This window comes from Streptomyces sp. MMG1533 (genome assembly GCF_001279775.1).
In the GTDB taxonomy this organism is placed as follows: Bacteria; Actinomycetota; Actinomycetes; order Streptomycetales; family Streptomycetaceae; genus Streptomyces.
In genome coordinates, this window is record NZ_LGDG01000211.1 from 25244 (window position 1) to 41771 (window position 16528).

The following is a 16528-nucleotide window of genomic DNA, read 5'->3' on the forward strand; positions in this document are numbered from 1 at the left end:
GTTGCCTGTTGAGGATGAAACGAAGGGGAGTGACGCGAACTAGGCGTCCGAGTGGCCGAGTTCGACGTCGTGGTCGTCCACCGCACGGCCGTTGAGGGTCAGCGCGGTGGCGGTGGGCGGGTATCCGGTGGCGATCACGGTGTACTCGCCGACGGCCAGATCGGTGAAGGCGTACGCCCCGTCCGTTCCGGTCGTCGCCGTGCCGACGACATTCCCGGCCGCGTCGACCAGCGTCACCCGGGCGTCGGCGAGGGGGCCGCTCGGGGCTCGTACGACGCCCTGGAGGCGGGCGCCGGAGTCGAGGTCGACCTCGATCCGAGTGACACCGGTGCCGCCGATCTCGACGGGGAGGGCGCGAGGGCGGTGCCCGTCGGCGTTGACGGCGAGGGTGACCGGGCCGGGGGGCAGTTCGGTGAAGTCGAACTCGCCCTGCTCACCGGTGGTCCGGGTGGCGAGCAGATCACCTCGCACATCCGTGACGACGACCATCGCGTCCTTGACCGGCGTGCCCGTCTGCGCGGCGCGGACGACGCCGGTCAGGCCGCTCGCGCCGGCGAGAAGGACGTCGTACGAGACGGGCGCGCCGTCGTCCATGGCGATGGTCGAGGCCTGGGGCCGGAAGCCGTCGGCGGAGGCGATGAGGACGTACGAGCCCGGGGCGGGGGCGCGCAGGGCGTAGGAGCCGTCGGGCCGGGCGAGCGCGCGGTCCAGTTGCCGGCCGGTGAGGGAGATGAGGGTGACGGCGGCGTGCGGGACGGGGGTGGCGTCGGTGCCGCGGACGGAGCCGCGTACCGGGATGCCGCTGGGGGCTTCTTCCGGCGTGGGTTCCGGCCTGGGTTCTGGCGTGGATTCTGGCTTGGGTTCTTGCCTGGGTTCTTGCCTGGGTTCTTCCGTGGGTTCTCCCTTGGGCGACGGGACGTTGGCGGGTCCCGTCCCCTTCGCCTTCCTCAGCGGGACCTCCTTGATGAACAGGCAGAAGAGGAAGGCGACGAGGGCGAAGGGGGCCGCGTACAGGAAGATGTCGGCGATTCCGTGGCCGTAGGAGCTCTCGACGACCGTGCGGAGGGGCCCGGGGAGGGTGGCGACGTCGGGGATGGTGTCGGAGGAGTCGGCCGAGGCGAGCGCGGCGCGGTACTTCGGGTCGAGGCCGGCCAGTCCGTCGGTGAGGTAGTGCGTGATGCGGTGGGCGAGGACCGCGCCCAGCGCGGAGGTGCCGAGGGTGCCGCCGAGCGAGCGGAAGAAGTTCACCGTGGAGGAGGCGGCGCCGAGGTCGGCGACCTCGACCTGGTTCTGCGTGGCCAGGACCAGGTTCTGCATCATCATGCCGATCCCGAGGCCGAGCAGTGCCATGAAGATGGCGATGTGCCAGTACGTGGTGTCGTAGCGGATGGTGCCGAGGAGGCCGAGGCCCGCGCTGACGAACAGACCACCGGCCAGCAGCCACGCCTTCCACCGGCCGGTGCGGGTGATGATCCGGCCGGAGACCGTGGAGGCGCCGGCGAGCCCGACGATCATCGGGATGGTCATCACGCCGGACATCGTGGGCGACTTGCCGCGGGCCAGCTGGAAGTACTGGCTGAAGTAGATGATCGCGACGTACATCGCGACGCCGACGAAGAGCGAGGCCAGGGCGGCGAGGGTGATGGTGCGGTTGCGGAAGAGGCGGAGGGGGATGATCGGCTGGCCGGCCCTGGTCTCCGTGAGGACGAAGGCGGCGAGGAGGACGGCGGTGCCGCCGACCATCGCGTACGTCTGCCAGGACAGCCAGTCGTACCTGTCCCCCGCGAAGGTCACCCAGAGGAGGAGCAGGCAGACACCGGAGGTGATGAAGAAGGCCCCCGCCCAGTCGACCTTGATCTCCCGGCGGACGACGGGCAGGCGCAGGGTGCGCTGCAGCACGACCAGCGCGACGACCGCGAACGGCACGCCTATGTAGAAGATCCAGCGCCAGCCGAGCCAGCTGGTGTCGGTGATGACGCCACCGATCAGCGGTCCGGCGACCATCGCGGTGGCGAAGGTGGCACCGAGGTAGCCGCTGTACCGACCGCGCTCCCGTGGCGGGACCATCGCCGCGAGGATGATCTGCGCGAGCGAGGTCAGGCCGCCCATGCCGATGCCCTGGACCGCTCGGCAGACGATGAGCATGCCGGGGCTCTGGGAGATCCCGGCGACGGCGGAGGCGCAGACGAAGACGCTCAGCGCGAGTTGCACGAGCAGTTTCTTGGAGAAGAGGTCCGCCAGCTTGCCCCAGAGGGGGACGGACGCGGTCATCGTCAGGAGCGACGCCGTGACGACCCAGGTGTAGGCGGACTGGCCTCCGCCGAGGTCGGCGATGATGCGGGGGAGGGCGTTCGAGACGATCGTCGAGGAGAGGATCGCCACGAACATGCCGAGCAGGAGTCCGGTCAGGGCTTCCATGATCTGGCGGTGGGTCATGGGAGCGGCGGCGGCTTCGGCGGATCCGGGCCCCTGGCTTCCCTGAGCCCGCACTCCGGTCGGTGTGGACGATGCCATGGGCGCCCTTCGCTTCCCGCGCTGCTTGTTGCGTAAGGCAAGCATGGTTTCGGATGGTTGCTGCAGGCAAGTGGATTGGGGGTGGACGGCCTCAAAGACTCGGCAAAGGCCCGTTCGCCCCGGTGCACCAGGTCGCCGGTCCGGCGGCCTCTGGAGCCGAGAGCGCGAGTTCGGTTCTCGTCACCCATTCCCGGGCGAAGCTGCCCTGGGCCAGGCCCTCGTGGGTAACCTACGGGCAACGCGGCCGGGGGGGACGAGCGTGCGCGCAGAGGATCTGACTCCGGTGGAACTGCGTGTTCGGGACGCGTTCTCGCGCGGCGAGAGACTGGATCTGCGGGTCGGTGATCCGGTGGAGGATGATCCGGCCAACAGCGATCATTGGGGGCCCGACCGCGTGGTCAGGGGCGCTGCGCTCACGTGGTTGCTGCTCGACGGCGCTGTCGCCGAGCCGGGGCACGTACCCGCACTGCGTCTTGACGGCGCGCGCGTCGACGGATCGTTGGAGCTCGACTATGCCGAGATTCCGTACCGAGTCACCATGGACGGCTGCGACTTCCGAGGCAGGGTCACCCTTTACAGCGCGCGCACCCGGCAGTTCAGCCTGAAGCGTTGCCGCCTGGTCCGTTTCTACGCCGCCAATGCCTCGGTCGACGGCACCTTGAAGGTTCGTCGTTGCCGGCTGGACGGCTTGCTGAAGCTGGACGGTACTCACATCACCGGCATCCTCGACCTCGACGGAAGCCTGCTGACCAACTCCGACGGACCCGCCCTGACCGCCAACCGGCTTCAGGTGGACGACCACATACGGATGCGCCACGGATTCACCGCTGAGGGCGAGGTGATCCTGCGCAGCGCTCACGTCGGCGGTGACCTCGACATGAGTGACGCCCAGTTGTCGAGCCCCGGGGGCGCAGCGCTGACGGCCTCACGGATGCACGTCGAGGGCGACGTGTTGTGCGACCGGCTCAAGACTGTGGGCGAAGTCGACTTTCCGGGCGCCAGAGTCGAGGGGGTCGTGCGTTTTTGGGGTGCTCAGTTGAGCAACCCGGGCGGCAGGGCGCTGCACGGATACCACCTGGAGGTCGGCACAAGCCTGCACCTCAACAGCGGCTTCACCGCGGAAGGGAGTATCGATCTGGCTGGAGCCAGGGTGAACGGCCGGATCACCTTGCGGGATGCGCGGGTCATGACCCCGGGCGGCGTCGCGCTTGCCATGCCGCACGCCCATGCGGAAGAGGTGGATCTGCGGATGAGGCAGCACCCGCGGGGCCTGGTCGACCTCCGTCACGCCATGTTCGGAATCATCCGGGACGCATCGCAGAGCTGGCCCGACGAGTTGAAGCTCGACGGTCTGCGCTACGACCGGTTCGAGAACCCGCTGCCGCCGAGACAGCGCATACGGTGGCTGCTTCGCGACAGCTCCGGTTACGCCCCGCAACCGTTCGAGCAACTGGCCCTCGCATACCGCTCGTTGGGCCACGACGACGACGCACGCACCGTCTCGCTGCTCAAGGAGCGCCTCCGCCGCAGGACCCTGCCACGACCTGCCCGCGCCTGGGGAGCGATCCAGGACATCACGGTCGGCTACGGCTATCGGCCGATGCGCGCCGGCCTCTGGCTGACAGGCCTGCTGGCCCTCGGCTCCGTCGTCTTTACAGTCCAGCGGCCCACCCGCAACGCCTCCGGTGGTACCGAGGTCTTCAACCCGGTGATCTTCACCCTCGACCATCTGCTCCCCGTCATAGGCCTCGGACAGGGGACGGCGTTCACCCCCACGCCCGGCACCCAGTGGATCGGCTACCTGCTCACCGGCTGCGGATGGATCCTCGCCACGACGATGGTCATCGGCATCACACGTTCCCTCAACCGACGCTAGCCGGAGGACGACCGGCCGGTCCGAGCGCCGCCTCCCGGGCGCCCCCGGGCCGCCTGCTTGCCGAGGTCTTCGCGTCCGACGGGCGCCGGGGAAGCTGATGGTCGCGCAGGGGGGAATTTCGGTGAAAGCAGCCGGATGCTCATTTGTTCAGGTATCAGGGTGAGAGGAGGACGGGGCCGCCCTGGTGGTTCTAGCCTCGGTGGGGGACGAGTACGGGGGTGCGCGGGTGAGTGTCGGGGGTGCTGTGGGCGGGCGGTTGTTCGTGTCGCATGCGGGTGCGGATCGGGCGTGGGCGGAGTGGGTGGCCTGGCAGTTGCAGGATGCCGGGTACGAGGTCGAGCTGGATGTGTGGCACTGGGGTGCCGGGGAGAACTTCGTCACGAGGATGAGCCGTGCCCTGGAGCAGGGGCGGACGGTGGCCCTGTTCTCCCGCGCGTACTTCGACCTCGGCCGGTTCACCGAGGACGAGTGGACGGCGGTGCTGGCTGCGCGGGAGCAGTTGGTGCCGGTGCGCATCGAGGACGCCGCCACTCCGAAGCTGCTGCGCCCGTTGCTGACTCCGGATCTGTTCGGGCTGGGTGAGGAGCAGGCCCGTGCCGTGCTGCTGCGGGCGGTGGCGGGGCCGCCCGGTGCGCCGGACAGTCCGCCCCTCTTCCCGGAGGGCGAGGTGCCGGGCAGGTTGCGGGAGATGGGAGCGACCGGCCCGCGGTTGCCGGGAAGTCTGCCGCGGGTGTGGAACATCCCGGCCCGCAACGCCGGCTTCACCGGGCGGGACGAGCTGCTGGTGACCGTGCGGACCGGGCTGGCCGGGACGCGTACGGTCGCGGTCCTGGCACTGGACGGGCGGGGCGGGGTGGGCAAGACCCAGCTCGCGATCGAGTACGCCCACCGGTTCAGCGGGGAGTACGAGCTGGCCTGGTGGGTCGCGGCGGAGGATCCCACGCTGATTCCGGACCAGTTGGCCGCGCTGGCCGTCGCCACCGGTTGTGCTCAGCGCGGTAGCCCCCCGGTGGAAGCGCTGGAGGCCTTGGGTGCGGAGTTGCGGACCCGGGCGCGATGGCTGCTGGTCTTCGACAACGCCGAGGACCCGGCCGAGCTGGCCGGGTATCTGCCGGCCGGAGCGGGGCACGTGCTGATCACCTCGCGCAACCCGCGCTGGCATCACATCGCCGCCCTGGTGGATGTCGACGTCCTGGCCCGCGCGGAGTCCGTCGCGCTGTTGCGTTCCCGCAGCCGCGGACTCAGCGAGAAGGACGCCGGAGGGCTGGCCGAGGCCCTGGATGATCTGCCGCTGGCTCTGGTGCAGGCTGCCGAAGCCCTGACGGCCTTCACTCCCCGGCAGTACCTGGACCTGTTGGAACGTCATGCCAGCGACGCGAATGACGACGGTGCCCCGCCCGACTACCCCCGCTCCCTGACCGCACAGATCAGCCTGAGCATGGAGCGTCTCACCGCTCAGGATCCCGCCGCCGCCAACCTGCTGCGCGCCTGCGCCCTGCTGGCCCCCGAGCCCTTCCCCCTGCACGCCATCACCACCGTCAGCGGCCATCCCGACGGGGGTGACGACTCCGGGCTGGTGCACATGCTGTCCGACCCCCGCGCCTTCAGGCGGGTGCTGGCTGCGGTGGACCGCTTCGGGCTGGCCCGCATCGCCGGCGGCAGCGTGCAGCTGCATCGCCTGACGCAGGCCATCCTTCGCAGCCGGCTCACCCCTGAGCAGCGCACCCAGGCCGGCCACCACGCCAGCCTCCTACTGGCCTCCGCCTCCCCCGGTGACGCCGCTGATCCGGGCACCTGGCCCCGCTGGCCCGCCCTCCTGCCTCACCTGCTGGCCATCGACCCCACCGACCTCACCACCTCGGAGGCCCGGGCCGCCGCCTGCCAGGCCACCTGGTATCTGATGGACCGCGCCGCCGCCCCCACCGCCCTGCCCCGCCTGCAGAGCCTGCACCAGAGCTGGACCCGGCACCTGGGACCCGACAACGCGAACACCCTGTGGGCGGCAGGAAACCTCGCCCGCGCCTACGCCGACACCAACGACCACACCCGGGCCCGCGACCTGGACGAAGACGCCCTCACGCGACTGCGTCAGAAGCAGGGCAAGGACCATCCCGACACCCTGATCACCGCCAGCAATCTCGCCAACTGGCTGGCGGCTCTGAATGAGACCGAAGAGGCCCGCGCCCTCGGCGAAGACACCCTGACCCGTCAACGGCACGTCCAGGGCGAAGACCACCCCGACACCCTGCGCACCGCAAGCAACCTCGCCAACCGCCTGGCGGCTCTGGGCGAAACCGAACAGGCCCGCACCCTCGGCCGGGACACCCTGACTCGCCAACGGCACGTCCAGGGCGAAGACCACCCCGACACCCTGCGCACCGCAAGCAACCTCGCCATCTGGCTGGCGGATCTGGGCGAGACCGAACAGGCCCGCACCCTCGGCCAGGACACGCTGGCCCGACGACGGCGCGTCCTGGGCGAGGACCACCCCGACACTCTGAGCACCGCAAGCAATCTCGCCATCTGGCACGCGGCTCTGAGCGAGACCGAACAGGCCCGCACCCTCGGCCAGGACACGCTGGCCCGACGACGGCGCGTCCTGGGCGAGGACCACCCCGACACCCTGCGCACCGCAAGCAACCTCACCAACTGGCTGGCGGATCTGGATGAGACCGAACAGGCCCGCACCCTCGGCCAGGACACACTGGACCGCCAACGGCGCGTCCTGGGCGAGGACCACCCCGACACCCTGAGCACCGCCAACAACCTCGCCATCCGGGTGGCCGACCTGGGCGAGACCGAACAGGCCCGCGCCCTCAGCGAAGACACGTTGGCCCGACGACGGCGCGTCCTGGGCGAGGACCACCCCGACACCCTGACCACCGCCGGCAACCACGCCATCGACCTGTCGGAAGTGGGCGAGACCGAGCAGGCCCGCACCCTCGCCGAAGACACACTGGACCGCCAACGGCGCGTCCTGGGCGAGGACCACCCCGACACCCTGCGCACCGCCCGCTTCCTCGACCACCTCGACCGGAACAGCTAGGGCACCGGACGAACGCCCGGCTCCTCCCGCTCAGCCGACGTCGAAGGACACCATCACCCGAGCCGGATCCCGGAACCCGTCTGTCCCGATCGGCGAACGCTCCACCAGGACGTTCACCCCCGGCCCCGACCCGGTCGCGAGGTAACTCCACGCAGGGCCCCGAAGGGCCGGGCCGCAGAGCCCCTTCGGCAACTCGGTCTCGTCCGTGCCGAGCGCGTACGCGCTGCCGTACCGCTCGTCGAGCAGGGGGGCGCCGTCCGGGACGAGGCCCGCGCGGTGCAGGTAGTCCGGGAGCCGGCTGGTCAGGAAGGAGACCTGGGCGGTGCCGTCGTCGGTGGCGTAGTGGATTTCCGAGGCGTCGGCGGGGAGCGGGGTGCCGCCGGCCGAGATGACCTTCGGTAGGCTCGTGTCGCTGCCTTCGCAGGCTCGGGCGTCTCCGAAGGGATGGAACAGCTCGTCCTGGAAGAGCCAGACGAGGCCTCCGGCCGACAGGGCGAGAAATGCCACGCCGACCGCCAGACACGACAGTCGCCGCCGGGTCGGGGAGGCTCCGCGATGCGCGGCGTGGCCCTCGGCACCCTGTGGCTCCGTTGCCTCGCCCGTCTCGCCTGTCTCGCCTGTCTCGCCTGTCTCGTCCGTCTCGTCCGGGACAAGTCCCGGGCCGGGCACTCCGATCTCAGACATCAGTCCCCCGCCAGACTCCCTGTACAGCGCCTCACACACCATAAGTCCGGCGGAGCACCACTGCCCCACCACCAGGGCAGGTGCCGCTCCTCCGGCGACACCGTCAACTACCGGAAGGACCTGTCGAGCAAGTCCAGCAGGGCCCTCCAGTGGCGTTCCGTCGCCTCCGCCCCGTACATCGCCGTGTCGGCCTGCGTGAATCCGTGGTGGGCGCCCTCGTAGACCTCCGTGCGGTGGCGGACGCCCGCTTCCGTGAGGGCCTTGTCCAGGCGGTCGATGGATTCGGCGGGGTTGGTGGAGTCCTGGTCCGCGTGGCCGAAGTACAGCTCGGCCGTGATGTGTTCGGCGAGCAGGTGGGGGCTGTTCGGGGCGTCGGTCGCGAGGTAGGCGCCGTGGAAGCCGGCCGCGGCGGCGATGCGGTCGGGGTAGGTGCCGGCCGTGCGCAGGGCGAGGCCCGCGCCCATGCAGTAGCCGGTGACGCCGGCCGGGCCGTCGGTGGTCAGCGGGGACGCGGCCAGCCAGTCGAGGTAGGCGGCGGCGTCGCGCATCGCCGCCTCGGGGGTGAGGGTTTCGGCGGCCGGGCGGAGGGCCTGGATGATCTCCGGGCGCTCTGCCGGGTTGATGAACTCCGGCAGGTCCACGACGGGAGCGCGGCCGTAGCGGTGGAAGACGTTGGGGACCAGGACCGTGTAGCCCGCCGCGGCCAGGCGGTCCGCCATCGACTTCAGGTGCGGGCGCAGGCCGAAGGCGTCCATGTAGAGCAGGACGGCGGGGTGCGGGGCGCCGTCGTCGGGGTGGGCCAGGTAGGCGTCGGCGGTGCCGTCCGGGGTGGGTATGTCGACGGGCGAGCCGTGCACGGGGGTCATGGTGTGTGCCTTTCCTGCTCCTGCAGCAGGGCCGCAGGGTCGGGCCTACGTGAAGAGAAGTGCCGTATGTGAAACTCAGCGTCACGCTAGCCACTGAGTACCGAGACTGCAAGCAAGGTCCTTCCAGCGGGCTACGATCGCAGGGTGACAGGAGCAGCAGCACGTACGAGCGCGAGCACCAGTGCAAGCACGAGCACGAGCACGAAAGCGAATGCGAACACGCGTACGAACACCAGGGATATCGCCCGAGCCGCCGTGCGGGCCGAACTCGCCCAGGTGGCCTTCGAGCTGTTCCGTCGCGAGGGGTTCGACAAGGTCACCCTCGACGACCTGGCCGCGGCCGCCGGGGTGTCCCGGAGCACCTTCCTGCGGTACTTCGGCACCAAGGAGGACGCCGTCCTGGCCGCCTTCGACGGGCATGACCGGCGGGTCGCCGACGCCCTGCGCGCCCGTCCCGCCGACGAGGGCGACTGGACGGCGCTGCGGCGGGCGCTGGACACGGTCATCGGGCGGTATCACGAGGACCCGGCGGGTGCGCTGGCGACGACCCGGCTCGTCCGGGAGACACCCGCGCTGTGCGCCCGGCACCTGGAGAAGCAGCGCAGCTGGACGCCCGCACTGGCCGAGGCACTCGCGGAGCGTGCGGGCAACCCGGAGTCCGTGACCCTCGGGCAGACGGTCCGGGCGGCCGCCGCGCTCGACTGCCTGAACGTCGCCCTGGACCACTGGACCGCCTCCGACGGCCGTCTCGACCTGGTCACGCTGCTGGACGAGGCGTTCGCGGCACTGGCACCGGCACCGGCGTCGGCACCGACGCCCCGATAGCAAAATCATGTGGCCCGAGCCACACATCAACCGCCCATTTCGGCGATAATCGGAACCATGAGTACCGCAACGTTTGTACTGGCGGCCTCGTCGAGCGATGTACTCAACGTGATCGCCGCCTTTGCCGGTGGCCTGCTCATCGCCGGTGCCCTGGTGTGGGCCGTGCAGTTCGGCATGCGGGTCCAGGACCGGGAACTGCCCCGGCCCCGGCCCGACGAGCAGGCGCATCTTCCCTCGACCGGCGCCGTCCGCGAGATGCGGGAGATGCGGGAGCCGGACGAGTTGCCGATCCCCGAGGACAAGCGGGAACGGCTCATGCCGTATCAACTCCACCACGCCGGAACCAGACGAGGAAAGGACCAGCACCGAAAGCGCTGGCTGCCTGGTTCCAGCGGTTCCTTCGGCAGCGGGGGCCTCGGGCACGTGTGACCGTGTGACCCCCGGTAACGACCGAACCGGCGGGGATCAGCGCTCCGCCGAAGTGTTGCCGCGCGCTGAAGAGTTGTGCCGGTACACCGCCAGCGACCAGATCACGAAGAGGTTGACGGCGACCATGATGACCGACCAGACCGGCGCGTAAGGCAGGAACAGGAACTGGGCGACCAGGCTGAGGGACGCCAGGAAGATGCCGGTCACGCGGGCCCACTCGGCGCCCTTGAGGATGCCCGCGCCGGTGAGCACGGCCACGGCGCCGAGGCAGATGAGGATGACGCCCCAGCCGGTGAGGTTGATCTTGTAGACGTAGTCGCCGAGGTTGGCCCACACGTCGTCCTCGGCGAGCGCGGAGATGCCCTGGAAGATCGCCAGGACGCCGTTCATCAGCATCAGGACACCGGCGAAGACGACGCCGCCCGCGGCCCAGCCGGTCTCGGTCGGCGTCGGGGTGTAGCCGTAGTCGGCCCGGCCGGGCGGCATGCCGGCCGAGCGGTGGGTGTCGTCCCAGACCGGCGGTTGCTGCCCGCCCGTCGGCTGCTGACCTGCGCCGGTCTGCGGCTCGGTTCGGTGCGGTTGCTGGGTCATGGGCGAGCCCCGTTTCTTCCGAGTCTGCGAGCGGTTCGAGTCGCATGAGTCGCTTGAGTCGCTTGAGTCGTTCGACTCCTTCGACGATCGGGCGGCACGGGGGCCGTCGCCAGAGGGACGGACCGTCCGGGTGACGTCCGGCATGCGGCCGTACGCCCGCGGGCCTTCACTGGAACCCGAAGGGCACCCGACGGGCATCCCAACCGCACTCCTGGAGGCGACATGGCCGGTTACCGGGCACGCTGGGCGACCGGCACGGCACTGACGGCGGTCGTGGCCGCCGCGCTGACCACGCTGACCGGCTGCTCCGACGACGACAGCCCCTCGGACGCGGTCAGCAGGGCGGCGTCGGCGGCGCGTTCGGCGGGTGCGGAGGCGACGGCCGCGTTCGCGTCGGCGACGGCGGAGGCGGGCCGGAAGTTCGACGAGGTCAAGGGCGGCGTGGACGCCAAGGGCGACGTGAAGCTGGGAATCCCGGCCACCGACGGCGACGGCCGTACGAAGGTCGAGGTCACGGTGGACAACACCGTCGGCTCGACGAGGTCGTTCCTCGTCCAGGTCGACTTCACCGACCAGGGCGGCAACCGGGTCGACACGGTCGTCGTCACCGTCTCCGACGTCTCCTCCGGCGAGTCCGCCAAGGCCACGGCCCGCAGCACACGGAAGCTGGGCGGCGAGGTGGGAGCGAAGGTGGGGCGGGCGGTGCGGTACTGAGAGGTGAGGCGGTACGGAGCGGTGCGGCGAGGTGCGGTGCCGGGACCTCCCGGTTCACCCGAACGGCCCAGTCCACCCGCACGCACCGCCCCCTCCCCCCGTCCAATGAACAGGTCAGCGCACGGCACCGCGGCGACAAGGCAGGGCGATGAGCGAGACACCGATGAGCAGGACACCGGTGGCCTTCACCGAGCAGGACCACGCGGACCGTATGGCCCGGGCCACAAGGGACGCGGCCGCCGCCGGACTCTCCGGACTGCTCGTCACCCCCGGCCCCGACCTGGTCTGGCTGTGCGGCTACCGGCCCACCGCGGTCACCGAACGCCTCACCCTGCTGGTGCTGATCCCCGAGTCGGAACCCCGGCTGCTGGTCCCCGCGCTGGAACGCCCGGAGGCGGAGGCGGCCCCCGGTGCGGGCGCCCTGCGGCTGTCGGAGTGGCGGGACGGCCAGGACCCGTACGCGGCGGCGGCCGGCCTCCTGCGCCCGGGCGGCCTCCCCCACAGCCTCAAGGGCGTGGGAGGTGCCCCCATCGGCATCTCCGATTCCACCTGGGCCCTGCACCTCCTCGGCCTCCAGGAGGCCCTGCCGCTCACCACCTACCGGGCCCTGACCACCTCGCTGCCGATGCTGCGGGCGGTCAAGGACGACCACGAGTTGGCACGGCTCGCGGCGGCGGGGGCGGCGGCGGACGCGACGTACGAGGCGATCCTGTCCGTACGGTTCGCCGGGCGCCGGGAGGCCGACGTGGCCGCCGACCTCGCCCATCTGCTGCGCCGGCACGGGCACAGCCAGGTCGACTTCACCGTCGTCGGCTCCGGGCCCAACGGCGCCAACCCGCACCACGAGGCGGGCCGACGCACCATCGTGGACGGCGACATGGTGGTCCTGGACTTCGGCGGTCTGAAGGACGGGTACGGCTCGGACACCACGCGGACCGTGCATGTCGGCGAGCCCACGGACGAGGAACGCGCGGTGCACGACGTCGTGCGCCTGGCGCAGCAGGCCGCCTTCGAGGCCGTACAGCCCGGGGTGCCCTGCGAGGAGATCGACCGGGTGGCCCGCATGGTGATCGAGGACGCCGGCTACGGCGAGTACTTCATCCACCGCACCGGCCACGGCATCGGTGTCACCACGCACGAGCCGCCGTACCTCGTGGCGGGCGAACAGCGACCGCTGGTGCCCGGGATGTGCTTCTCGATCGAGCCCGGCATCTATCTGCCCGGCCGCTTCGGTGTCCGTATCGAGGACATCGTGGCGTGCACGGAGACGGGCGGGCGGCGGCTGAACGCGACACCGCACGAGATGGCCGTGGTCAGCTGAGTCCCCTGGTGGGGGCTCACGCCATCCAGAAGAAGACCGCCGTCATCCGCTTCTCCTCCAGCGTGAGGCCGGAGTAACCGGTCGCACTGTGCACGAGGTTGGCGTTGTAGAGGAGCAGCCGGTTGTACCTGTGGGGCACGCGGACGTCCTCCTCGAAGGCGTCCGGGGCGACGAACCGGGTGCCGAGGGCGTCGACGAGGTTGTTGTGCGGGGCCTGGACGACGTTGCCACCGAGCCGTCCGCCGGGCAGGGACTGCCGGTAGAAGCTGGTGCCGCAGTCCTTGGGGACGCCGGGGTTGAGGTAGAGGACGGCCGCGTACCGGCACAGGGAGCGGGAGTCGGTGTGCGGGCGGGGCGTGCTCTCGCCCTCCCCCACCACCTGGACGCAGTTGTGGTTGAGGGTGCCGCCGCCGGGCGTGCGCTGCACCCACAGTTCCCCGGCTCCGGTCGCCTGCCGCACCAGGCGCTCCACGCGGGCCAGTTCGGACGGTTCGAGGCCGGGCATCGCACGCAGTCCCGGCCAGGCCTCGGGCTTGTGCGGGTATCCCTCGGTCCAGTCGTCCTTGGCGAGGCAGCGTTCCCGTACGGCGTCCACGTCCGGCAGTACGTCGTCCAGGACCCAGTAGTCACGGCCCTTGGTGGGCTTGCGGTAAGGGAGGACGGGGAGGGGCGTCCGCGGGGGCCCGGGGGTCCCCGCCGGGCGCCGCCTTGCTGACATGGACATGCGCGTGAAGGTATCTCCGGGGTCCCTCTGCACTCGCCCGCGAACCGGTCAAGCTTGTGTCAATCCCGACCGGCGGATCCGGACGGCCGGCGTGCCCGCCACCGCAACACCCGTCGGCGCGGCCCTCGTTGCGTGCGATCCTCGCGGGCCGTTTCCGCAGGTGGTCTGCGCCGAGCGGCCGTACGGGCGAGGGATGCATTTCTGAGGCGGCGACGAGGAAGCACCCGGGGCTGATGAACACCTACGCCTCGACGTGCGTACTCATATGCGTCCGACCCGCCTGACGGCGGGCCCCCGACCGGGTAGGAGGCAAGGTGCCGCTGTCACGGAATGCGATGGGAACCCTCTTTGTGGGCGGTGCCCTCACGCTGACTCTGGGCGCACTCGCCTACCCATCGATGCTCGGCCTCGACACCGTCTCCAGCTCCCAGGACCGGATCATCGCCCAGACACAGTGGGGGCCGTTGACGGAGGGGGACCGGGACTTCGTGGTGAAGGTGCGCGCGGCCGGGCTGTGGGAGTACCCGCTGGGGCAGATCGGCCTGAAGAAGGGGACGACCCCGGAGGTCAAGACCGCATCCGAGCACCTCGTCGACGGGCACGCGGCGCTGGACGCCAGCTGCCGCAAGATCGCCCCGATGCTGAACATCACCCTCCCGAACGTGGCGAGTCCGCAGCAGGTGTCCTTCGTGAACCAGATCGACTCGCAGACCGGCAAGGCGTTCGACTCCAACTTCGCCAACATCCTGCGTACCACGCACGGTTCGATCTTCAACACGATCGCGAAGATCCGCTCCACCACCAAGAACTCGCTGATACGGCAGCTGGCCGACCAGGCCAACAACACCGTCCTGGACCACATCACGGTCATGGAGAAGACCGGCCTGGTCAACTACGACCAGGCCCTCTTCCAGCAGACCACCCCGCCGAAACTGCCCAGCGACGACCTCACCCCGCCGGCGCCGCAGGCCGGTGAGCCGATGGTCGTCCTCAGTCCGCCGGCGACCGCGACCGCGACCCCGACCATCACGCCCTGAGCCCGTCGGTGGGGTGACCGGTCGCCAGGGCCTGTCCCAGGACTGTCCTAGGACGCGAGCCAGACGGTGGTGTCCGGCCCGAGCCGCCCGTTCTCCAACGGGCGGCTCAAGAGCAGCACCTCCCCCGGCGGCAGCGGTACGGCCGTCTGTGACAGGTTGGCCACACACCGCCAGCCGTCGTGCCGGGCGAAGTCCAGCACTCCGGCCGGGCTGTCGGCCGTCCAGGTCAGCGACTCGCCCTCCAGCAGCTTGCGGCGCAGCTTCAGGGCCGTGCGGTAGAGCTCCAGGGTCGAGCCCTCGGCCCCGTTCTGTGCCTCGACGGCGTACGCCGCGAAGCTCTCCGGCTGCGGCAGCCAGGCGCCGCCCGCGCCGAAGCCGTACGAGGGTCCCGTCGTCGTCCACGGCAGCGGCACCCGGCACCCGTCGCGGCCCTTGCGGACCCGCCCCGTCTGTTCCCAGATCGGGTCCTGGAGGACCTCGAAGGGCAGGTCGGCGACTTCGGGCAGACCGAGTTCCTCACCCTGGTAGACGTACGAGGATCCGGGCAGCGCCAGCATCAGGAGCGTGGCCGCGCGGGCGCGCCGCAGGCCCTCGGCCGGATCGATCGCGGGGGCGTGGCCGCCGGACAGCAGCCAGGCGTTGTCGTCGGTGCCGGGCGGGAGCATCAGCCGGGAGGCGTGGCGTACGACGTCGTGGTTGGACAGCACCCAGGTGGCGGAGGCGCCGGCCGCGCGGGCGGTGACGAGGGAGTCGGTGATGACCTGGCGCAGCTCGTCGGCGTCCCAGCCGGCCTGCAGGTACTCGAAGTTGAAGGCCTGGCCGAGTGCGTCGGGACGGGCGTACCGCACCCGGCGATCGCCCTGCACCCAGGCCTCGGCGACCGCCATCCGGGGCGGGCGGTAGGCGTCGAGGACCCTGCGCCAGTCGCGGTAGATCTCGTGGACCTCGTCGCGGTCGAAGAAGGGGTGGGTGCCGGGCGGGAACTCGGACAGCGCGTCCTCGCTGCTGAGCTCGGGGGCGCCGAGGTCGCGCAGCGGTTCGTCCAGGTCCTTGGCGAGGGCGTGGGCGACGTCGACGCGGAAGCCGTCGACCCCGCGGTCGGACCAGAAGCGCAGGGTGGTGCGGAAGTCGGCGCGGACCTCCTCGTTCGACCAGTTCAGGTCGGGCTGCTCGGGGGCGAACAGGTGCAGGTACCACTGTCCGTCCGGCACCCGCTTCCAGGCGCTGCCGCCGAAGACGGACTGCCAGTCGGTGGGCGGGAGTTCGGCGTGCGGGCCGCGGCCGTCGCGGAAGACGTAGCGGTCGCGGGCGGGCGAGCCGGGCCCGGCGGCGAGGGCCTCCTGGAACCAGACGTGCTGGTGGGAGGTGTGGTTCGGGACGAGGTCGACGATCACCTTGAGGCCGAGACGGTGGGCCTCGGCGGCGAGCGCGTCGAAGTCGTCGAGGGTGCCCAGGCGCGGGTCGACGTCACGGTAGTCGGCGACGTCGTAGCCGCCGTCGGCGAGTTCGGAGGGGTAGAAGGGGCTGAGCCACAGGGCGTCCACGCCCAGCGCGGCGAGGTGGTTCAGGCGCCGGGTGACGCCTCGCAGGTCGCCGAGCCCGTCGCCGTCGGCGTCGGCGAAGCTGCGGGGGTAGACCTGGTAGACGACGGCCTGGCGCCACCAGTCGGGGTCCTTGGAGGAGAGGTCGGGAAGGTCGGGGTTGAGGTCGGTCACGCGGCGGTCTCCCTCATGGCGGTCATGACGGTGGTCAGCGGCACTCAGGTACCTGTCCCCATTGTCGGGAAAGCGAACTCGAACGCCGTCCGGAGCACTTCATTCCCTGTGTGGCGGAATTGTGATGGACTCTTGAACTCGCTCTGCATCACCGCAGGTTGACAGCGTTCCGTGGGGAGATCCACG

At 70.8% G+C, this 16528-nt stretch carries 13 protein-coding genes; 7 read left to right on the forward strand and 6 right to left on the reverse strand.

What is annotated here, in order from left to right:
* Positions 1-39: 39 nt before the first annotated feature.
* Positions 40-2514: an MFS transporter gene (locus tag ADK57_RS20420; RefSeq protein ID WP_107091604.1), complete on the reverse strand. Its 2475-nt coding sequence runs from the start codon at positions 2512-2514 to the stop codon at positions 40-42.
* Here ADK57_RS20420 and ADK57_RS20425 point away from each other — a divergent pair.
* Positions 2501-4390, forward strand: coding sequence for a hypothetical protein (locus ADK57_RS20425; protein ID WP_159050111.1), 1890 nt, complete (start codon positions 2501-2503; stop codon positions 4388-4390). The two genes, ADK57_RS20420 and ADK57_RS20425, sit on opposite strands and share 14 nt — an antisense overlap.
* Before the next feature lie 226 nt (positions 4391-4616).
* Complete coding sequence (gene fxsT / locus ADK57_RS20430; RefSeq protein WP_159050112.1) at positions 4617-7436, forward strand: FxSxx-COOH system tetratricopeptide repeat protein; 2820 nt, start codon at positions 4617-4619, stop codon at positions 7434-7436.
* A 30-nt stretch (positions 7437-7466) separates the two neighbouring features.
* Here the strand turns inward: fxsT and ADK57_RS20435 are convergent, their stop codons facing one another.
* Both ADK57_RS20435 and ADK57_RS20440 read right to left on the reverse strand, forming a co-directional pair.
* Positions 7467-8120, reverse strand: a complete 654-nt coding sequence (locus tag ADK57_RS20435) for a hypothetical protein (protein WP_234390327.1) — start codon at positions 8118-8120, stop codon at positions 7467-7469.
* A gap of 107 nt (positions 8121-8227) precedes the next feature.
* Complete coding sequence (locus tag ADK57_RS20440) at positions 8228-8986, reverse strand: dienelactone hydrolase family protein (protein ID WP_053750919.1); 759 nt, start codon at positions 8984-8986, stop codon at positions 8228-8230.
* A gap of 255 nt (positions 8987-9241) precedes the next feature.
* Here ADK57_RS20440 and ADK57_RS20445 point away from each other — a divergent pair, with 255 nt between their 5' ends.
* Together ADK57_RS20445 and ADK57_RS20450 are read left to right on the forward strand one after the other, a co-directional pair.
* Positions 9242-9811 carry a TetR family transcriptional regulator gene (locus tag ADK57_RS20445; RefSeq protein ID WP_234390328.1) on the forward strand — a complete coding sequence of 190 codons (570 nt, stop codon included), beginning with the start codon at positions 9242-9244 and terminating at the stop codon, positions 9809-9811.
* A gap of 57 nt (positions 9812-9868) precedes the next feature.
* Positions 9869-10240 carry a DUF6479 family protein gene (locus ADK57_RS20450; protein WP_053750920.1) on the forward strand — a complete coding sequence of 124 codons (372 nt, stop codon included), beginning with the start codon at positions 9869-9871 and terminating at the stop codon, positions 10238-10240.
* A gap of 36 nt (positions 10241-10276) precedes the next feature.
* On the opposite strand, the gene ADK57_RS20455 is transcribed toward ADK57_RS20450, so the two are convergent.
* Positions 10277-10831 carry a DUF7144 family membrane protein gene (locus tag ADK57_RS20455; RefSeq protein ID WP_053750921.1) on the reverse strand — a complete coding sequence of 185 codons (555 nt, stop codon included), beginning with the start codon at positions 10829-10831 and terminating at the stop codon, positions 10277-10279.
* A 222-nt stretch (positions 10832-11053) separates the two neighbouring features.
* On the opposite strand from ADK57_RS20455, the gene ADK57_RS20460 reads away from it, so the two are divergent.
* Both ADK57_RS20460 and ADK57_RS20465 read left to right on the forward strand, forming a co-directional pair.
* Positions 11054-11545, forward strand: coding sequence for a hypothetical protein (locus tag ADK57_RS20460; protein WP_053750922.1), 492 nt, complete (start codon positions 11054-11056; stop codon positions 11543-11545).
* 148 nt (positions 11546-11693) lie between these two features.
* Positions 11694-12866 carry an aminopeptidase P family protein gene (locus ADK57_RS20465; RefSeq protein ID WP_053750923.1) on the forward strand — a complete coding sequence of 391 codons (1173 nt, stop codon included), beginning with the start codon at positions 11694-11696 and terminating at the stop codon, positions 12864-12866.
* Between the two features lie 16 nt (positions 12867-12882).
* Here ADK57_RS20465 and ADK57_RS20470 read toward each other — a convergent pair whose 3' ends face one another.
* A complete protein-coding gene (locus ADK57_RS20470) occupies positions 12883-13584 on the reverse strand; it encodes a DUF6445 family protein (RefSeq protein ID WP_053750973.1) in 702 nt (233 codons plus the stop codon).
* Between the two features lie 341 nt (positions 13585-13925).
* On the opposite strand from ADK57_RS20470, the gene ADK57_RS20475 reads away from it, so the two are divergent.
* Positions 13926-14627, forward strand: coding sequence for a DUF4142 domain-containing protein (locus ADK57_RS20475; RefSeq protein ID WP_199830635.1), 702 nt, complete (start codon positions 13926-13928; stop codon positions 14625-14627).
* A gap of 47 nt (positions 14628-14674) precedes the next feature.
* On the opposite strand, the gene ADK57_RS20480 is transcribed toward ADK57_RS20475, so the two are convergent.
* Positions 14675-16342 carry a glycoside hydrolase family 13 protein gene (locus ADK57_RS20480; RefSeq protein ID WP_053750924.1) on the reverse strand — a complete coding sequence of 556 codons (1668 nt, stop codon included), beginning with the start codon at positions 16340-16342 and terminating at the stop codon, positions 14675-14677.
* Positions 16343-16528 lie beyond the last annotated feature (186 nt).

Excerpts from the sequence above, each read along its gene's own strand:
- ADK57_RS20420 (WP_107091604.1), bottom strand. The coding sequence starts at position 2,514 with ATGGCATCGTCCACACCGACCGGAGTGCGGGCTCAGGGAAGCCAGGGG.
- ADK57_RS20435 (WP_234390327.1), bottom strand. The coding sequence starts at position 8,120 with ATGTCTGAGATCGGAGTGCCCGGCCCGGGACTTGTCCCGGACGAGACG.
- ADK57_RS20440 (WP_053750919.1), bottom strand. The coding sequence starts at position 8,986 with ATGACCCCCGTGCACGGCTCGCCCGTCGACATACCCACCCCGGACGGC.
- ADK57_RS20450 (WP_053750920.1), top strand. The coding sequence starts at position 9,869 with ATGAGTACCGCAACGTTTGTACTGGCGGCCTCGTCGAGCGATGTACTC.
- ADK57_RS20455 (WP_053750921.1), bottom strand. The coding sequence starts at position 10,831 with ATGACCCAGCAACCGCACCGAACCGAGCCGCAGACCGGCGCAGGTCAG.
- ADK57_RS20460 (WP_053750922.1), top strand. The coding sequence starts at position 11,054 with ATGGCCGGTTACCGGGCACGCTGGGCGACCGGCACGGCACTGACGGCG.
- ADK57_RS20465 (WP_053750923.1), top strand. The coding sequence starts at position 11,694 with ATGAGCGAGACACCGATGAGCAGGACACCGGTGGCCTTCACCGAGCAG.
- ADK57_RS20470 (WP_053750973.1), bottom strand. The coding sequence starts at position 13,584 with ATGTCAGCAAGGCGGCGCCCGGCGGGGACCCCCGGGCCCCCGCGGACG.
- ADK57_RS20475 (WP_199830635.1), top strand. The coding sequence starts at position 13,926 with ATGGGAACCCTCTTTGTGGGCGGTGCCCTCACGCTGACTCTGGGCGCA.